Here is an 18,504-nt window from a genome sequence, read left to right on the forward strand (position 1 = left end):
GGCGGACGCGGCGGATCCGAACGCGAAGTTGTGCTACAACGACTACAACACCGACAACTGGACGCACGCGAAGACGCAGGCCGTGTACAACATGGTGCGTGACTTCAAGTCGCGTGGTGTGCCGATCGACTGCGTCGGGTTCCAGTCGCACTTCAACAACGACTCGCCCTATGTGAGCAACTACCGCACCACGCTGTCGAGCTTTGCGGCTCTCGGTGTGGACGTCCAGATCACCGAGCTGGACATCCAGGGCGCGTCGGCCAACACCTACCGCAGCGTGGTGGAGGACTGCCTCGCCGTTTCGCGCTGCAACGGCATCACCGTGTGGGGCATCCGGGACAGTGACTCGTGGCGGGCCTCCCAGACCCCGTTGCTGTTCAACAGCAACGGCTCGAAGAAGCCGGCGTACGACGCGGTCCTCCGCCGCCGGGGACGGGTGGCTGCACGGCCACGGTGACGGTGAACCAGTGGACGGGTGGCTTCGTGGCGAACGTTCGGGTGACGGCCGGATCGTCGGCCCTCAACGGCTGGACGGTGACGATCGCGCTGCCGTCGGGCGCGACGGTCACCAACGCGTGGAGCGCCGACCGCAGCGGTAACAGCGGCACGACAACCTGGACGAACGTGTCGTACAACGGCCAGATCGGCGCCGGACAGTCCACCGAGTACGGCTTCCAGGCCAACGGCACCGCCGGCACTCTCAGCCCCACCTGCTCAGCCCGCTAAACCCTCACCGGCCGGTGCGGAGGCAGGACCTCCGCACCGGCCGGACCACCCCACCCCCCGAGCGGGTGATCAAGAGGTTTGCGTCACGACACGCCGTGGACGCTGACCGAAATCTCTTGATCACCGAGTCGAGGTGGGGGTGAGCCCGATTGGGGACGTTAGGAGGTGCAGATCTTCTTGGGCGGTTGGATGTCCAGTTTGGTGAAGACGTTGTCGACTCTGCCGATGCCCGCCTTCGCCGCGATCGGTCCGGCGTTCACCAGATCGAGGAACGCGTTGATCGCCCTCGTCAGGCCAGCGGGAATCGTGTAACCGACGCCGTAGTCCAGGTACAGGCCGAGCTGGGTGCTGCGGCACAGCACGAGCGGTGCCCCCAGCGCGGAGCCGACGGTCAGCCCCACCGAGGCGGTGACTGTCGCGTACAACCCGGCGGTGAAGCCGAGCGCACCCAGACCAGCCCGGAACGCGGCCTGGTAGTGCACGATGATCCCGTTCACGCCGACCGACGGGCCGCTGATCGAGTCCGTGATGCTGTTGCGGACGCTGAGGCGCCAGGGCTCGGTAGCGCCGAACGCGCCGTTGGCGTAACCGAACCCCATGGAGCCGCCCAGCGACCACTCGCCGGCCGCCTTGATGTTGCCGTCCTTGGCGCTGAAGGCCGTCTGCACGCCGATGAGCTGGTTGGCGGTGACCGAGAACGGTACGCCGAGGATCTCGCCCACCGGCACGCTGAAGTCCAGGGGGATGGGGATGCGCTTGTTGATGTTCTGGTGGCTGTCGGTGGCCCCGGCGATCTCGATCCGCAGCCCGGCCATCCCGCCGATCCGCAACTCCGCCCGGCGGACCGTGGCGCCGCGAATCTCCAGGTGGAACCGGGCGGTGGGCCGCTTCATCAGCAACGTCGCGGTGCCCGCCACGCGGATCCCACCGCCGTCGTAACTGAACCGCGCGCCCACACCGCCGGCACAACAGATCGGGGTGACGGCGAACCCGGCCACCCGCCGCTGAGCGGCGAAGGTTCCCGGTCGCACCGCGCGGGCCACCCCGAGCCGCCCACCCGAGGTCGAGTCAGGCCGTTGCCGGGCGACCGGGGCGGTCGAGGCCACGCCCCCGGCACCCTCACCGTCGGCGTCGTACTCCGCCCAGAAGGGCGTGCCCGCGTCGTGCCGGGTCGGGTTCTCCAACGCGACCGGGCCGTCACTGGCGAAGGTGCCGTCGCGGATCACGTCGGTGATGTCCACCGGCCCCAGGGTCACCGCCAGGTCGCCGGTGTCACGGCGGAGGTCGAGCACCCGCCCGACCGCCCGCCCGGTGAGGAACATGACCTTTCCCCGGGCGAGCGTGTTCGCGCCGCTGGCGCCGGGATCGATGCGCCAGGTGAGCGCGTCCGCGGAGAGCCCGCGCACCGACGCGCCGCCGCCACCGACGAACACCACGTCGGGTTGGTAGGTCACCCCGGGGTCGGACGTCGGCGCGGCCCCGTACCGATGCTCCACCGCCGGGTCGGCGGTCGGCGGCTCGGGCGGCCTCGGTGCGGTGTCACCCCGCCCGCAGGCGGTGAGCAGGAGCACTGTCGCGGTGAGCAACGCGATCACCGGACGACGACGCCCCGGCCCGGCGGGCACCACGTCGCCGCCCCGCACGGTCACAGTCGACCGGCGACCGTGGCGGCCGCGGATTCCAGGGCCTTGCGATAGACGGCCGGGTCCTCGGTGCGAACCAACCGGACGCAGGCCCACAGCCCGTCCTTGCTGACGAAGACCGTGCCGTCCTCGGCGTACGACTCGTCGCCCACTCCACTGATCGGGGTCAGCTTGTGCCCGAGTTCGCGATCGATGTCCAGGAACTTCTTCGCGCCGTCACCGACATACACCTCGACCTGCGCGGTCGGGCCGGTCGACGGTCCGGTGTAGGTGCAGCTGCTCCGATCCGGCGCGGGCGGCTCCGCTGGCTCCGCCAGCCGGGTGCCGGCCAGCTTCTCGGCCTCCTGCCTGGTCAACAGCGTGCAGGCGTCGACGGCCGTGGTCGCCGGGGCCACCTGCTCCGGCGGCACCGACGGTTCGCCGTCGGAGGTGGCCGCCACTGTCGGCTGGACGCCGGCGGCGGGGTCGTCCCCGTCGCCGCCCGTGCCGCCGAACAGGGCGCAGCCGCCGAGCCCGGCGAGCGCCAGGACCGCTGCGGCCACGGCTCCTCCGGCGCGTTGCCACACCGGTGCGAGGTGGGTCATCGTGGCTCCTCTCCGTGTCTCGGACTCGGCCGGTTCCGGCCTCGGGCTCACAGCGGGAGGGCGTCGAGCACCGAGCGCAACGTCGACTCGTATCCGCCCGAGGTAGCGCCCAGCCGCTCGAATCTGCTCAGGATCACGGTGTAGCTGCCCTTGTCGCTGACCACGACGGCCTCACCCGCGATGTCCTTGACGGCCAGGTACGCCTTGCGGCCCTTGTCGACGTCCCGCACCTCCCGGTAGACCTGGGTGGCCTGATCACGCTGGTAGGCGTAGGTGCTTTCGCCGGCGAGCGGCGATGCGGTGGTGATGGTCAGCGAGGCGACGCCTTTGCCGTCGCCGAACAGGCAGTTGCCCTGGTCCTGCATCGACTGACCGACGAGGTCGGAGACCTGGGCAGCGCTGAACGGGCACGCGGGTCGGGGCACATCGGGCAGGTCACCGCCGGCGTCGGTGTCCGCGTCGGCGTCGACCCCGACGCCGACGACGGGGTCGCTGCCCCCGGTGTCGTCGGGGCCGCAGGCGACGAGCGGGATCAGCAGCAGCGAGCACCACAGGGGTGCGATCAGTCGGCGCACAGTCATGCTTCCTTCACCTGTCGTGGAACGTCCGAAATGGTGGGGTTGGCCTGCGGCGGATGGATCCACCAGGCCGGGATCAGCCGGTCCACCCGCCACGCGCTGACGGCGGCGGCAGCGGCCACCGCCTCCGCGTCGGGGCCTTCGACCAGCGCGATGACGACATCGTCGGTGGGCAACCGGATGGTGGCGACCAGCCGGCAGCCCACCGTGGCGATCAGCGGTGCCACCGCGCCCGCGTCGGCGGAGCAGTAGTACTGCTCCAGGACGAACAGGTGGTTGGCCATGACCCGACGCTAGGACGTGGCCGGCGGCGAGGAATCGGGCGTTTCCCTATGTTTGCGCTTCTGCCCTGGTCATCGCCGCGCCCAGCTCCGCACGGGTGGAGATGCCGAGCTTGCGGTAGACCCGGGCGAGGTTGGCCTCGACGGTCTTCGGGCTGACGAACAGTTCGTCGGCGATGGCCCGGTTGGTCCGGCCGCGCGCCGCCAGCCGCGCCACCCGATCCTCGGTGGGGGTGAGATGCCGGGGTGTCGGTGCCCGGCCGCCGACGCGAGCCAGCTCGGCCCGGGCGCGCTCGGCGAACGCGGCAGCGCCGATCGCTGTGAACTCCGCCACCGCCGCCTCCAGCGCCTGCCGGGCCGGCAACTTGCGGCGGGAACGCCGGTGCGCCATCCCCGCCACGAACAGGCAGCGTGCGCGATCCAGCGGCAGCACATCCGGCGGTACGGCGTCCCGCGCCGCCGTCAACGCGTCGAGCGCCGGCCCCGGGTCCCGGCCGGTGGCGCTGTCCAACAGCACGCGGGCCCGCGCGGTGCCCAGGATCGTCCAGGGCCGGGGCAGGCGGCGATGCCGGTCATTCAGACGTTGCAGCGCGGCGGCGGCCCGGTCGAGGTCGCCGGCCCCGACGCACGCCTCGATCCAGTCCGGCTCGAAGCGCATCGCCAAGGGCTCCACCAGACCCCTGGCATCGATCGTCGCGGCCAGGGTCGTGTAGGCGGCGGCGGCCTCCGCCATCCGGCCGGCCGACAGGGCCACGAACCCGGCCAACTGCTGGTGGATGCGTCGGCACCAGTCGTCGTCCAGCTCCTCGGCGAGCCGCAGGCCGGACTCGGCCACCCGGGTCGCCTCGGCCAGCCGACCCCGGTGGGCGTCGAGCAGGGCGGCCAGCCAGGTCTCCGCGACCAGGCCGCTGCCGAGCTGGTCGCCGAGGTCCCGGGCGGCGGCGATGTGCCGCTCGGCAGTGTCCCACCGGCCGGCCAGCAACTCGGCCTCACCCAGGTGCGAGAGCAACTCGTGCTGTAGGGGCTCGTCGCCGCGGGCCTCCGCCCGAGCGAGCATCCGGTGCAGCCGATCGCGGGCCCGCTGCGCGTCGTCGATCGACTTCCACCAGATCGCGGGCACCGTGCTCGCCAGCCACGCGGGCTCGTCGCCCTCCAGGCACAGTGCCCGCTCCAGCAGGTCGGTACGCGGCGCCCGGCCGAGGCGTACCTCCTGGAAGAAGAGCAGGAGCAGGGCGGCCGCGAGCAGGTCGTGCTCGCCGTCGCGACCGTCCAACAGCGCGGCGGCGGCCTCGGCGTGCGCCCGCGCGGCCTCCGTGTGGTCGTCGAAGACGGCCAGGTGGGCGTGGACGCGGCCGGCCACTGCGGAGCCCGGTCGGGCCGCCGTCAGGGCCCGGGTGCCGATCTCCACCGCCGCCTGGCCGGCCTCGCCGCTGGACCAGGCGACGACGGCGCGCAGCAGCAACGACTCGGCCCGTAGGTCGCCGGTGAAATCGGCGGCGACCGCCTCGGCCGCCTGCCGGGCCGCCGGGAGGTCACCGCTGTCCAGCCGGCAGCGCGCCGCCGCCAGCCGCCGCCGGCCCAGCAGTGCCCGGTCCTCGACCGGGGTGAGCTGGCTGGCGCGCTCGTGCAGATCGGCGGCGAGGTCGGGCGCCCCCCGGCTGTGCCAGCGTTCGGCCGCGGCGGCGAGGGTCTCCGCGACCACCGGGTCGGGTGCTGTCGTGCACAGCGCCAGGTGCCGGGCCCGCTCGTCCGGGTCGGCCACCAGATCGGCCAGTTTGCGGTGCAGGCGGCGGCGGACTCCGGGCGGGATGCCGGCCCGCACGGCGGCGGCATGCACCGGGTGGGTGAACCGCACGCCCGTCGGTGTCACCACGATCAGCCCGGCCTCCTCGGGGGCGTCCAGCGCGGCGGCGGGCACCCCGGCCGCGGACAGGTCGACGAGCGTGGGCACGGTCAGCAGGGCGGCCAGTCGGAGCGCGTCGCGGCTGGGCGGGGGCAGCCCGGCGACGACGTCGGCGAGCAGGTGGTGCATGGACGCGGCCACCGGCAGATCGTCGCCGGGCGAGGGGTGGCGTGGCAGCCGCTGCATGGCGCGGACCACCTCGATGGTCAGCAGCGGATTGCCCCCGGCCTCCCGGGCCACCCGGACCAGCATCGGTCGGGTGAGCGTGACGCCGAGCTGGTCGCGCACGACGTGGTGCAGCGCGCCGACGTCGAGTGGCGGCAGCTCCACCCGGTCGAGCCGGTTGCCGTGGCGGCCGTCGTCGAGCCCGAGCGGCACGTCCTCGCTGTCGCCTTGGCCGCGTCGGCGACTCACCAGCACGCTCAGGCCCGCCACCCGGCGTAGCGCGTACCGCAACGCGCGCTCGCTCGGCCGGTCCAGCCACGGCGCGTCGTCCACTGCCACCAGCGTCCTCAAGTGGGGGTCGGTCGTGGCGGCTTCCAGCAGGGACCGGGTCGCCGCCCCGACCACCCGGGTGTCGACGGCCTCCCGGACGGTGCCGGAGAGGAGCACGACCTCAGCCGCGGCCCGCTGCGGGCCGGGCAGCGCGGCGACCTGGTCGGCGAGCGGACGCAACAGGTCGGCCAGGGCGGCGTAGGGAAGCTCCGCCTCGGCCTCGGTGGGCGCGCAGCTGAGGACCAGCCACCCCGCCTGGGTGGCGTGCGCGACCAGTGCCCGCCAGAGTTCGGATTTGCCGATGCCGGCCGGCCCCTCCACCAGTACCGGCCCGGATCGGCCCAGCTGCTGCCAGGCCCGGTCGAACACCTCGTCCCGCCCGACGATGGCGCGTCGCATGGGGAAATTCTGGCATCGGCGACGGTCGCCGGGGCATCCCGCCAACGGGTGATCGGGGATGGCCCGGCCGCCCCGAGGAGTCAGCCGTCGATGCGGGTGATGTTGCGGATCTTGTTGGACGCGTCCAGGGCGGCCACCTTGTACGCCTCGGCCAGCGTCGGGTAGTTGAACACCGCGTCGATCAGGTAGTCGATGGTGCCGCCGCAGCCCATCACGGCCTGACCGATGTGGACGATCTCGGTGGCGGCGGTGCCGAACACGTGCACCCCGAGCAGTCGGCCGTCGTCGGGGGAGACGAGCAGCTTCAACATGCCGTACGAGTCGCCCACGATCTGACCCCGGGCCAACTCGCGGTAGCGGGCGACGCCCACCTCGAACGGGGTGGAACTCTCGGTGAGCTGCGCCTCGGTCTGCCCGACGAAGCTGATCTCCGGGATCGTGTAGATGCCGATCGGTTGCAGGCCGTGCATCTCCCGGATCGGCTCGCCGCAGGCGTGTTGCGCGGCCAGCCGGCCCTGCTCCATCGAGGTGGACGCGAGCGCGGGGAAGCCGATCACGTCGCCGACCGCGTAGATGTGCTCCACCGAGGTGCGGTAGTTGCCGTCGACGGCGATCCGGCCGCGTCGGTCGGCCGCCAGCCCGGCCGCCTCCAGCGCCAGGTCGTCGGTCTGGCCCTGCCGGCCGGCCGAGTACATCACCGTGTCGGCGACGATCTTCTTGCCGCTCTTGAGGACGCACAGCGCGGCCGTCTGGTGTTTCTCCACGGCGGCCACCTCCTCGCCGAAGCGGAACGCCACGGACAGGTCGCGCAGGTGGTACTTGAGTGACTCGACGATCTCGTCGTCGCAGAACTCCAGCATCCGGTCGCGGCGCTCCACCACCGTCACCTTCGTGCCGAGCGCGGCGAACATCGAGGCGTACTCCATGCCGATCACGCCCGCGCCGACCACGACCATGCTGCGGGGTACGGCCTGGAGATTGATGACGCCGTCGGAGTCCACGATGGTCCGGTCGTCGAAGTCGACGCTGTCCGGGCGGGCCGGGCGGGTGCCAGCGGCGATGACGATCTTGTCGAAGGTCACCTTGGACTCGCGGCCGGAGCCACCGTCGACCCAGATCGAGTGCGCGTCGGCGAACCGTCCGGTGCCGGTGATCATCGCGACCCGGTTGCGGGCCAGCTGGTTGCGGATGACGTCGGTCTGCCGGGTGATGACGTGCTGGGTCCGGGCGGCCAGGTCGCTGACCGTGATCTCCTCCTTGACCCGGTAGCTGCTGCCGTACAGGTCCCGCTGGCTCAGGCCGGTCAGGTAGAGCACGGCCTCGCGCAGGGTCTTGGAGGGGACGGTGCCGGTGTTGATGCACACCCCACCGATCATGTCGCGGCGGTCCACGATGCCGACCCGCCGGCCGAGCTTGGCGGCGGCGATCGCGGCCTTCTGACCGCTGGGTCCGGAACCCAGCACCAACAGGTCGTAGTCATACACAGGCGTTAGCGTCGCAAGATGTCCTGACGCGCGCCAGACTTCGTACCCGAGTGTTACTCAGCCGCCACCGTGCACATGCCGCCGTTGAGCGTGACCTCCTCCGGTGGCTGTGATCCGGTGGCGACGAACCCCAGCGACACCGTGCCGCCGGGTGGGATCAGCGCGTTGTGGCGGACGTTGCGCACCCGCAGGTAGCTGCTGTCGCGGTCGACGACCTCCGCGCCCCACAGGCTGCGCAGCTGCTGGGCGGCGTAGAACCGCCACCGCATCGTCCAACCGTCGATCGCCGTCGCGCCGGTGTTGGTGACCAGAAGGCGTGCCACCAGACCGTCGGGCCACTGCCCCACCCTCGAGCGGACCGTGCAGCTCGGCGGTGGCGGCAGCGTGGTCACGGTGACCGGTGCGGACATCGGTGACAGGTGGCCGGCCTCGTCGCGGGCCTGCACCACGAAGGTGTACGTTGTGCTCGGCGTCAGCCCGCTGATCTGGGTGCTGTTGCGCCCGGGCGGGTACTGGTACACCTCGCTGACCCGGGTGAGGACGCCGCCGGCGTCGACCCGGAACACCTCGTACCGGTCGAGGGCGACGTTCTCGACCGAGTGCGCCCAGCGCAGCCAGACCAGCGTGGCGGCGACGTCGTAGGCGACCGGTTGGCCGGGTGCGCCGGGCGGTTGGTCGTCTCCCGGTGGCATGGTCACCCGCACTGTCGGGTCGGACAGCGACCGGTTGCCGGCCGCGTCCACCGCCGCGACGGAGAAGACGTACGTGCGCGACGGCCGCAGGCCGGTGATCCGGATGCTGGTGGTGTCGGTCGAGTACTGGGCGCCGGAATCCTCGAACCGGACGCCGACCGGGTAGCTGACCACGCCGACGTTGTCGGTCGCGGGCGCCCAGGTCAGCTCGATCCAGGTGGTGTCGACGGCGACGACGGTGATCGGGCCGGGGGCGGTGGGTCGTTCGGTGTCCGCGGCGGCGTACGCCGGGGTCGCGCCCGCCGCCAGCACTGTCGTCGTGAGCACGCAGGCGGCCAGCGCGGCGGCCCTGGATCGGACGCCGCGCACCTGATGATCGCGCATGATGCTTGCCTCGCTTCCGGGTGACCGCAGCGGACCAGTCATCGACTGCCGACGATGTTAGGCCACTGCTGGTCGCACCGTTGCCCCGTCAGCCGACGAGGCGGCGTTCCCAGGCCCAGGCGGCGATCTCGACCCGGTTGCGGGCCTTGAGCTTCATCTGCACGCTCGCCAGATGGGTCTTGACAGTGCCCACGGCGATGAAGAGCTGGGTGGCGATCTCGGCGTTGGTCAGGCCGCGGGCGACGAGCTTCACGACGTCGAGTTCCCGTGGCGACAGCCCGCCGTCGTCGCGCGCCGGGGCCGGTGAGCTGAGGTGCTCCAACAGTCGTACCGTGATCGAGGGGCTGATCAGCGCGTCGCCGGACACCGCCGCGCGGACCGCCTCGACCAGCAGGGCCGGGCCCGAGTCCTTGAGCAGGAAGCCGCAGGCGCCGTTGGCGAGCGCGGTGTGCACGTACTCGTCGAGGTCGAAGGTCGTCACCACGACCACCCGGACCGGGTCGGTGACACCCGCTCCGGCGAGCAGCCGCAGCGCCTCGAGACCGTCGAGGCGGGGCATCCGGATGTCCAGCAGCACCACGTCCGGGCGCAGTCGTCGGGCCAGTTCGACGGCCTGCACCCCGTCGGCGGCCTCGCCGACCACCTCCATGTCCGACTGGGCGCCGATGATCATGCCGAAGCCGGTCCGGACCATCGCCTGGTCATCGGCGATCAACACCCGGATCACCGGGCCACCGCCGCGGGCAGCGGGAACGCGGCGTCGAGCACCCAACCACCGACGACGCCGGGCCCGGCGGTGATCGTGCCGCCGAGCGCACGGACCCGCTCGGTGAGGCCGATCAGACCGAAACCGTGCCCCCGGGCCGGCGCGGTGCGCGGCGAGGCACCGTCGTCGGCGACCCGGACCAGCAACCAGTCCGGGGTACGCCGCACGACCACATCCACGGATCGGGCGTCCGGCGCGTGCTGACGGGTGTTGGTCAGCCCTTCCATCACCACCCGGTACGCCGACGTCGAGACCTCCACCGGCAGTCCCGTCAGGTCGCCGTCCACGTGCAGCCTGGCCGGCGCGTTCGCCGCGCCGTTGAACCCGGTCAGCAGCGGCTCCAACTCGGTCACCCCGGCCAGCGGGGCCAGCGGCGCGTCCGGTGGGGCGTCCGGGTTGCGCAGGATCCCGACCATCCGCCGCATCGAGGCCATCGTCTCCGCGCCGGCCCGCTCGATCTGCTCCAGGGCGACGATCACCCGCTGCGGGTCCTGTTCGGCGACGAACCGGGCGCCCTGCGCCTGCACCACGATCCCGGTCACGTGGTGGGCGATGAAGTCGTGCAGGTCACGGGCGAACTCCGCGCGCTGCTCCGCCCGGACCAGCGCGATCGCCCGCGCCCGGCCGGCGGCGATCACCCGCAGGTAGAGCCCCACCCCGGCGGCGCCGGCCGCCGCGAGCGCCTGGAGCAGTCCGAAGATCACCAGCAGGTTGTCGGTGCCGACGCGCAGCGGCATCGCGGCCACGGCGAGCCCGGCGGCCACCGCCGCCCACGGGGCGAGCCGGGGCGCACCCCAGCGGCTCACCACGAAGACCACGCCGATCAGCCCGGCCGACTCGGCGAGCCCCCAGGTGCGGGCGATCAGGATGCCGCCGCCTGCGGAGAGGAGCACCACCCCCGCGGTCACCGCCAGTGAGGCGGCGGCGAGGGCCAGCGCGGCCACCGGCAGCCGGCGCGAACCCGGTTGGTGCACCGGCAGCCAGAGCGGCACCGTCGCCACCGCCAACCCCACCGGCACCAGCAGGAGCAGAAGAGCCGACATCCCGCGGTCGTCCGCCGTGCTGGCCGTGAAGTCGAACAGAGCGAGGAGGCCAAAGGCCACCAGCCCGGCCGCCTGGGCCAGGCGTACCCACAGACGGCGAAGATCCGGAGCGCTCATGGTGACCCAGCGTAGCCAGCCGGGCGGAGCTGCCGGATCGGCCAAAAGGCAGACCCGGTGACGGCTATACCCGGCCCCGGGCCGATGCGCCAACCCCACCGCGGCGGCGACGCTTCCCCGGTCACCACGCAGCCACTGGAGGAACGATGACAACCCACGCCCCGCCGCAGACCAGCCACGCCGCGGTCGCCGCGGTCGACCTGGTGAAGGTGTACGGCAGCGGCGAGACCGCCGTCCGTGCCCTGGACGGGGTCTCGGTCGGCTTCGGCCGGGCCGAGTTCACCGCGATCATGGGCTCGTCCGGGTCCGGCAAGTCGACGCTGATGCACTGCCTCGCCGGACTCGACACGGCCACCTCCGGACGCGTCCTGCTCGGCGGTACGGAGCTGACCGGCCGGTCGGACCGGACCCTGACCCGGGTACGCCGGGAGCGGATCGGCTTCGTCTTCCAGTCCTTCAACCTGCTGCCGCAGCTCACCGCCGCGCAGAACATCACCCTGCCGCTGGACCTCGCCGGTCGGCGGCCCGACGCCGACCTCCTCGCGCACCTGGTGCGGGTGCTGGGCCTCGGCGACCGCCTGAACCACCGGCCCAGCGAGCTGTCCGGTGGCCAGCAGCAGCGGGTCGCGCTGGCCCGGGCGCTGGTGGCCCGGCCCGAGGTCGTCTTCGCCGACGAGCCGACCGGCAACCTCGACTCCCGCTCCGGCGCGGAGGTGCTCACCATCCTGCGCGACTCGGTACGCGACCTCGGCCAGACCGTCGTCATGGTCACCCACGACCCGATCGCCGCCGCGTACGCCGACCGGGTGGTGCTGCTCGCCGACGGGCGGCTGGCCGGCGAGATCGACAAGCCGGACCAGGTGTCGGTCACCGACGCCCTGCGTGAGCTGGCGGCCCGGGCATGAGGGCGACGGTGTTGCGTACCCAGACGGCCGCCGCGGCCCGGCGGCCCGGCCGGCTGATCCTGACCGGCCTGGCGATCCTGGTCGCGTCGTTCGTCGTCTTCGGCACCGTGCTGGTGCAGCAGATCACCGAGCGGACCGTGCGGGACAACCTCAGCGGCACCCCGGCCGTCACCGACCTCGTGATCGGCAGCCCCGGCGAGCCGCCACCCACCGTGGCGGACGTGCGGCAGATCCGGGCCGTGCCCGGGGTGGCCGAGGCGGTGGCCCGGGCGTCGGCCGGGATCTCCGTCGGCGAGGGTTACCTCAACCTCCAGGCCGATCCGGGCACCGGCCCGCTGAGCACGGTCCGGCTGATCGAGGGCAGCTACCCGGACCAGCCCGGCGAGATCGCGGTCACGCCGCGCACCGCCGAGCGGCTCGGGCTCTCGGTCGGCACCACCACCAGCGGTACCGGCGGTGAGCTCACCGCCCCCGCCGCACTCACCGTGACCGGCGTGGTGGAGACCGCCGCCGACGCCGGCTACGACGCGTACGCCCCGGACAGCGCGGTGATCGCCTGGGCGCGCCTCACCGGCGTGGAGCGCGTCGACCTGCGAGTTTCCGCCGACGCCTCGACGGAGGTCGTCCGCCAACGGGTGAGCGCGGCGGTCGCCGGCCAGCCGATCCGCTCCGGCGCCGAGGTGCGCGAGGCCGAGGCCAACGCGGCGGCCGAGGAGGTCGGGCGACTCTTCATCCTGGTCGGCATGTTCGTCTCCATCGCCGTCGTCGCCGCGGCGCTGGTGGTCACCTCGACCTTCCGCATCGTCTTCGCCCAGCGGATGCGGCAGCTCGCGCTGCTGCGGGCGGTCGGCGCGAGTCGGGGCACCCTGGTGCGGGCCCTGACCGCCGAGGGAGCCCTGACCGGGCTGGTCGCCGGCGTCGTCGGGGTCGTCAGTGCCCTCGCCCTCGGGTACGCGCTGCCGGCGGTGCTGCGCGCCACCGGCCGCGCGGTCTCCGCGCCGGGCCTGCCACTGGCGACGGCGGTCCTGGTGGTGATCGGTGCTGTCGTGCTCACCGTGCTGGCCGTGCTGGCACCGGCGCTCTCGGCCGCCCGGGTCTCCCCGCTGGAGGCACTGCGGACGGCGAGCACCACCGCCGGCCGGCGCGGCATCGGGGTCCTGCGTCTGGTCGGCGGGCTGATCCTGGCCATCGGTGCGGTACTGGCGGCGGTCGCGACGATCAGTCAGTTGCCGAAGCCGGACCAGTCGAGCTACGACCCCGCGATGCCGCTGCTTCTGCTGGTCGGGTCCGGCGCGCTGGCGTTCTTCGCGCTGGTCGCTCTCGGTCCGCTGCTGGTACGCCCGGTGCTGGCAGTGGTCGGTTGGCCGCTGCGCCAGCTCGGGCCGCTCGGACGGATGTCGGTCGGTGGCATCGGCGGGGCGCCGCGCCGGGCGGCCGCGGTCTCCGTCGTGGTCGCGCTGGGCACGACGCTGATCTCCGGGGTGGTCATCGGCGGCACGTCGTTGCAGGTCCTCGCCGACCGCGAGATGGCGCTCGCGGCCCCCACCGACTTCGAGGTCACCGGCAACGGTGCGACGCTGCCGCCGGCTGTGGTGAGTCGGGCCGAGGCGGCGCACGGCGCGCTGGCCCGGGTGGTGCCGTACCGGAAGGTTGACGACGCCACGCTGCTGCGCGGTGCCGACAGGCTCGGCGCCGTCGAGTCCGGCTACCCGATGAGCGACCTGGACGTGGCGGTGTTGCCGAGCACCGGTGACCTGGACGTGGCCCAGGGCAGCCTGGACGATCGCGGCCCCGGCCGGATCGTGCTCAACAGCTGGGTCGCGCGGGACGCGGGCCTGCGGGCCGGCGACACCGCGACGCTCGCCGTCGCCACCCGCCGGGTCGACGTCCGGGTGGTCGCGGTGCTGCCCGGTGACGGGCCGCTGCACGCGGGCATCCTCGCCGACCCGGCCGACCTGGACCGGCTCGGCGTGCCGTCGGCGTACACCGGTCTGTTGGCGGACGCGGCCGGTGCCGGCGAGGACGGTCGCACCGCCGGCGTGCGGGCGCTGCGGCAGGCGATCGCGGGCAGCGACGGGGTGGGCCTCACGGTGCTCGCCGACGAACGGGACCGCAACGACGCGTTGGTGCGCACCCTGGTCTGGATCGCGGTCGGTCTGGTCAGCCTGACGGTGCTGATCGCGGTCGTCGGGGTGGGCTCCACGACCGCGCTGTCGGTGGTCGAGCGGGTACGCGAATCCGGGCTGCTCCGGGCGATCGGGCTGTCCCGGACGGGTCTGCGCACCATGTTGACTGTCGAGTCCGGCCTGTACGGGTTGATCGGCGCGAGCATCGGCCTGGTGCTGGGCGTCCCGTACGCCTGGTTGGCGGTGCAGGCCCTCGGGATCGCGGCACCGCTGACCGCGCCGCTGCTGCCGCTGGCCGGGCTGTTCGTGGTGCTGGTCGGGCTGACCGCGCTGGCCGGGGTGCTGCCGGCCCGTCGGGCGTCGCGGGTCAGCCCGGTGGTGGCGCTGGGGACTGACGGCTGAGCACCGCCGTGGGGTGGCGTCGGTTGTCGGCGCCGCCCCCGGCGGCCCGGTCAGTTGGGGTTGTTGGCGTGGGTCAACGTCTCCCAGGCGACGAAGAGATTGTTGGTTCCGGCCGGACGTTGTTGCAGCGTGAGGGTCTGGGTGTTGGTCATGACGTTGCCCAACCGGTTGCTCATCGCGTTGAAGCCGACCTCGGTGATCGGGCCGAGGCCCCGGGTGAGGCTGCCGCCGCAGAGCCAGGAGGGCGGCGCCTCGCCGAGCTGGTAGCGCGAGTGGAAGCCGAGCGCCTGACGCAGCCGCTCGCCGACCTGCGGGTACAGGTCGCGGCCCTGGATCCGGGAGGTCTCCGCGACGTGTGAGATGGCGGAGATCCCGTACCCGGTGTGGACGAAGTCGCGGCAGGTCTCCTGGGCCAGGCCGGCGACGAAGGTGGACTGGCCCTGCCAGTAGCCGATGATCTCCGCGCTGGTGTCCAGACCGCTGCCGGGCGTGGTGTACGGCAACGCGCCGTCGCTGGGCAGGTACACGAAGGCCCGGGTGCGGTTGAGGAAGCGGGTGACCGCCGCGTCGTAGGCGCTGCGGTCGTCCAGGAACACCGCGATGCCGACGGCGGCCTCCATCATGGTCAGTTCCCAGTTGCCGTTGCTGTTCGAGCCGTTGCGCACCATCGGCAGGTAGACGGTGCGCAGCATGGTGGCGAAACGGCTGGCGTTGGGCCAACTCTGGTACGTGTACTTGATGATCTCGGCGGCCCGGGGCCAGACCGAGGCGGCCCAGCCGGTCTGCAGCGGGGCGTTGCTGCCGGTGTGGGCGGTGATCGTGGCCGACCACGCGTCCATGATCTGGATGGACTTCTGCGCGTACCGGGCGTCCCCGGTGACATACCAGGCCAGCGCGTCGGTGTACGCGGCGATCGCGTCCTCACGCTCGTCGGTGCAGCCGTTGTTCGGGTTGGAGTAGGAACCGCACTCGACCACCGAACGGGGCGCCGGGGTACGCGACAGGGAGGCGTACCGGCTGCTCATCATCTGGTTGTAGGCCGCCGCCCACGGCTGCGCGCCGGCCTGGACCCGACCCCGGACGAAGTCGAGCTGGCCTCGGCTGACCAGCACGCCGGGGTGGGTGAAACCGGCAGAGGGCGGTGGTGTCGTGCCGCCGCCGCTGGGCAGTGTCCAGGTCTGGTTGGCGGTGCCGGTGCAGCTCCAGATCTGCAGCGGGGTGCCGTCGGCCGAGCTGGGACCGGTGGCGTCGAGGCACTTGCCGGAGACCGGGTTGACCAGTTGGCCGGCGTTGGCCGACCACTGCTGCGCCCCGGTGCCGTTGCAGTCGTAGATCTGCACCCGGGCACCGTTTGCCGTGCTGGCGGCGGCGATGTCCAGGCACTTGCCCAGCGCCCGGATGGTGCCGTCGTCGGCCACCGTCCACTGTTGCGCGGTGGAGCCGTTGCAGGTGAAGAGCTGGACCTGGGTGTTGTTGGCCGGGTTCGCGGCGGCCACGTCGACGCACTTGCCGCCGTACCCGGTGATGGCGCCGGTCGCGGCCGCCGTGGCGGGTGCCGCGCCGACGACCATCGCGGCCGGTACGGCGAGCAGGGCCGCGGCGAGCGCGGAGGTCAGTCTGATGCGGGGGTGGCGGGGCACGAGCCCGGCCAGTCGTCGCGCCATGTCGGGTCCTTCCGGGGCGGCGAAATAACTGTAAAGTGTGTTAATCATTACAGCCATACACACCGATATCAATGTCTTCGTCGCCACGGATGCCGTTACGGGTGCATCGACGCGCCCTTGAGCACCTTGTCCACCACGTTGCGGGGCGCGTGCAGCGCCAGGCCCACCAGGTCGAGCTTCTCCCGTCCGACCGCACGGACGGCGGCCCGGTTGTCCCGGTCGTTGCCGGTGGCGAACAGTTCGGCCGTGAAGATCGCCAACCGTAGGCCCGGGGCGAGGGCGCGTGAGTGCGCGCCGACCACCGTCGCCCGATCCCCGGCGAAGACCAGCACCGGCTGGCCGAACATCGGCAGGTAGCGGGTGTCGTCGGCGTCCCGGTACTCCTCGCCGAGCAACTCGGGCAGGGTGCTCGCGATGCCGCTGACCAGGAAGGCGGTGACGTTCAGTCGTTGCCAGCTCGCCAGGTCGTCACGGAGCAGTACGGCGATCTTGGTGGGAAAACGGATCGGTTCGGTCATGGCGTCGAGCCTGCCCGCCCCGACGTCGCCCGGTCTTGTACGTTCTTAGCGTGGCCACCAGCCCGGCTGGCTCGCACGTCAGCGCATGGCGACCCGCGGTAGCCGGGGTCGCCGAGGTCTTCCACGCCCATTTCGTGGACCACGCCTACCCCCGGCACATCCACGAGGTGTGGACCCTGTTGATCGTCGACGACGGCGCGGTCCGCTTCGACCTGGACCGGCACCGGCACGGCGCGCTGCGCACGTCGGTCACCCTGCTGCCACCGCACGTCCCGCACGACGGCAGCTCCGCCACCCCGGACGGCTTCCGCAAGCGGGTCCTGTACCTGGACGCCTCCGCGCTCGACGCCGAGCTGATCGGCCGGGCTGTGGACGAGCCGGACCTGGCCGATCCGCAGCTGCGCGACCGGATCCACCACCTGCACCAAGCGCTGGCCGCGCCCGGCGACGAGTTCGAGGCCGAGAGTCGCCTCGCGTTCATCCTGGACCGGCTACGCCGCCAGCTGCGCCAGCGCCCTCCGGTCGATGGCCAGCCGGCCGGACGCGGCCTCGCGGTCCGACTACGCGAGCTGCTGGACGCCCGGACCGTCGACGGCGTCACGCTGGGGGAGGCCGCGCAGCTGCTGCACGCCCACCCGACCCACCTGGTCCGGACCTTCACCCAGGTGTACGGCGTGCCACCGCACTCGTACCTGACCGGTCGTCGGATCGAGCTGGCCCGGCGCCTGCTCCTCGCCGGGCAGCGGCCCGTCGAGACGGCCGTCGCGGCCGGGTTCTACGACCAGGCGCACCTGGCCCGCCACTTCCGGCGCTACCTGGGCGTCAGCCCGGCCCGCTACCCCGCCCGGGGCTGATCGGACGGGTCAGACGAGCTGGCCGCCGATGACGGAGAGCAAGCGCAGCTTCTCGTCGCTGGGCGACCCGGGCACGGCGGTGAAGACCAACAGCGTCTGCGACTGGTCCGGGTCGACGAGTGTCTGGCAGTGCAGCTCCAACGCCCCGACCTCCGGGTGCGCGAAGTGCTTGGGCGGGCAGTAGCCGGCCGGCACCGGGTGTTCGCGCCACAGCCGCGCGAACTCGGCGCTCCGGGCCAGCAGGTCGTCGACGAGCGCGGCGGCCCGTGACCCGCGCCCGTCACGGGTGTACGCGGCGTGCAGGTGCGCCACGAGCAGGCGGCTCTGCGTCTGGTGGTCCTGCGCCGGGTGCAGCTGCCGTGCCGCCGGGTCGGTGAACCAGCGGTGGTGGGCGCTGCGCGCCAGGCCGGTGTACCGGGTCTCGTCACCGAGCAGCGCGACGGCCGGCGCGGTCTGCGCCAGGGTCTCGCCCAGGTGGTTCACCACCTGGGCCGGGGTGTCGTGCATCCGGTCGAGGATCCGCATCATGCCCGGGTTCACGTGATCGGCGCGCAGCGCCCGACGCGGAACCGCGTGCCCGGCGAGCTGGAACAGGTGGTCCCGTTCGGCGAGGGAGAGTCGCAGGCCACGAGCGAGCGCGGCGAGCATCTGCTCCGAGGGGTGCGGCCCACGCTGCTGCTCCAACCGGCTGTAGTAGTCGGTGGACATCCCGCTCAACGCGGCGACCTCCTCGCGCCGGAGCCCTCCGGTGCGTCGGCGTGGGCCCCGGGGCAGCCCGACGTCCTCGGGCTGGAGGGCCTCGCGGCGGGTGCGCAGGAAGCTCGCGAGTTGGGCGCGGTCCACGATGACTCCGATCGGCAGGTGCCGGGAAACGACCCGGCACATCGAGCGCAACAGCACACCCCCAACCCCGTGTTCCCTCCGCCCCGCCCCACCCCAC

The 18,504-nt window shown here is 72.7% G+C and carries 15 protein-coding genes and 1 pseudogene; 4 read left to right on the forward strand and 12 right to left on the reverse strand.

Annotated features, from left to right (window positions below; genetic code table 11):
* Positions 1–726: pseudogene (locus IF22_RS34810) on the forward strand (endo-1,4-beta-xylanase); the annotation flags it as partial.
* A gap of 158 nt (positions 727–884) precedes the next feature.
* On the opposite strand, the gene IF22_RS0132030 reads toward IF22_RS34810, so the two are convergent.
* The 9 genes from IF22_RS0132030 to IF22_RS0132070 form a co-directional block, all read right to left on the reverse strand.
* The gene (locus IF22_RS0132030; RefSeq protein ID WP_051708920.1) at positions 885–2,375 is read right to left on the reverse strand and encodes a hypothetical protein; all 1,491 of its coding nucleotides are present in this window, start codon (positions 2,373–2,375) and stop codon (positions 885–887) included.
* Positions 2,372–2,953 (reverse strand): DUF3558 family protein, encoded by a 582-nt coding sequence (locus tag IF22_RS0132035; RefSeq protein WP_156058044.1) that lies wholly within the window; start codon positions 2,951–2,953, stop codon positions 2,372–2,374. The genes IF22_RS0132030 and IF22_RS0132035 overlap by 4 nt, the downstream gene beginning before the upstream one ends.
* A gap of 47 nt (positions 2,954–3,000) precedes the next feature.
* Positions 3,001–3,534 (reverse strand): P-loop NTPase family protein, encoded by a 534-nt coding sequence (locus IF22_RS0132040; protein WP_156058048.1) that lies wholly within the window; start codon positions 3,532–3,534, stop codon positions 3,001–3,003.
* The gene (locus IF22_RS0132045) at positions 3,531–3,815 is read right to left on the reverse strand and encodes a hypothetical protein (RefSeq protein WP_030338145.1); all 285 of its coding nucleotides are present in this window, start codon (positions 3,813–3,815) and stop codon (positions 3,531–3,533) included. The genes IF22_RS0132040 and IF22_RS0132045 overlap by 4 nt, the downstream gene beginning before the upstream one ends.
* Positions 3,816–3,861: 46 nt before the next feature.
* Complete coding sequence (locus tag IF22_RS0132050) at positions 3,862–6,609, reverse strand: AAA family ATPase (RefSeq protein WP_030338147.1); 2,748 nt, start codon at positions 6,607–6,609, stop codon at positions 3,862–3,864.
* A gap of 80 nt (positions 6,610–6,689) precedes the next feature.
* On the reverse strand, positions 6,690–8,093 hold the full coding sequence (sthA, locus tag IF22_RS0132055; protein WP_030338148.1) for a Si-specific NAD(P)(+) transhydrogenase: 1,404 nt from the start codon (positions 8,091–8,093) through the stop codon (positions 6,690–6,692).
* 53 nt (positions 8,094–8,146) lie between these two features.
* The gene (locus IF22_RS0132060) at positions 8,147–9,169 is read right to left on the reverse strand and encodes a fibronectin type III domain-containing protein (RefSeq protein ID WP_167337360.1); all 1,023 of its coding nucleotides are present in this window, start codon (positions 9,167–9,169) and stop codon (positions 8,147–8,149) included.
* An 88-nt stretch (positions 9,170–9,257) separates the two neighbouring features.
* On the reverse strand, positions 9,258–9,896 hold the full coding sequence (locus IF22_RS0132065) for a response regulator (protein WP_030338152.1): 639 nt from the start codon (positions 9,894–9,896) through the stop codon (positions 9,258–9,260).
* Positions 9,893–11,095 (reverse strand): sensor histidine kinase, encoded by a 1,203-nt coding sequence (locus IF22_RS0132070; RefSeq protein WP_030338154.1) that lies wholly within the window; start codon positions 11,093–11,095, stop codon positions 9,893–9,895. Before IF22_RS0132070 ends, IF22_RS0132065 begins: the two co-directional genes overlap by 4 nt.
* A 146-nt stretch (positions 11,096–11,241) precedes the next feature.
* Between IF22_RS0132070 and IF22_RS0132075 the strand changes: the two genes are divergently transcribed.
* Together IF22_RS0132075 and IF22_RS0132080 are read left to right on the forward strand one after the other, a co-directional pair.
* Positions 11,242–12,000, forward strand: coding sequence for an ABC transporter ATP-binding protein (locus IF22_RS0132075; RefSeq protein ID WP_030338156.1), 759 nt, complete (start codon positions 11,242–11,244; stop codon positions 11,998–12,000).
* Entirely contained in the window at positions 11,997–14,528 is a 2,532-nt protein-coding gene (locus IF22_RS0132080; RefSeq protein WP_030338158.1) for an ABC transporter permease, read from the forward strand. The genes IF22_RS0132075 and IF22_RS0132080 overlap by 4 nt, the downstream gene beginning before the upstream one ends.
* A 50-nt stretch (positions 14,529–14,578) precedes the next feature.
* Here the strand turns inward: IF22_RS0132080 and IF22_RS0132085 are convergent, their stop codons facing one another.
* Positions 14,579–16,192, reverse strand: a complete 1,614-nt coding sequence (locus IF22_RS0132085; protein WP_245233803.1) for a ricin-type beta-trefoil lectin domain protein — start codon at positions 16,190–16,192, stop codon at positions 14,579–14,581.
* Between the two features lie 95 nt (positions 16,193–16,287).
* Positions 16,288–16,710 (reverse strand): DUF2000 domain-containing protein, encoded by a 423-nt coding sequence (locus IF22_RS0132090; protein ID WP_030338162.1) that lies wholly within the window; start codon positions 16,708–16,710, stop codon positions 16,288–16,290.
* A gap of 50 nt (positions 16,711–16,760) precedes the next feature.
* On the opposite strand from IF22_RS0132090, the gene IF22_RS0132095 reads away from it, so the two are divergent.
* Positions 16,761–17,564, forward strand: coding sequence for a helix-turn-helix transcriptional regulator (locus IF22_RS0132095; RefSeq protein ID WP_030338164.1), 804 nt, complete (start codon positions 16,761–16,763; stop codon positions 17,562–17,564).
* A 9-nt stretch (positions 17,565–17,573) separates the two neighbouring features.
* Here the strand turns inward: IF22_RS0132095 and IF22_RS0132100 are convergent, their stop codons facing one another.
* On the reverse strand, positions 17,574–18,407 hold the full coding sequence (locus IF22_RS0132100) for a helix-turn-helix transcriptional regulator (protein WP_036412825.1): 834 nt from the start codon (positions 18,405–18,407) through the stop codon (positions 17,574–17,576).
* Positions 18,408–18,504 lie beyond the last annotated feature (97 nt).

The sequence above is a fragment of the Micromonospora parva genome, assembly GCF_000718515.1.
GTDB lineage: Bacteria > Actinomycetota > Actinomycetes > Mycobacteriales > Micromonosporaceae > Micromonospora > Micromonospora parva.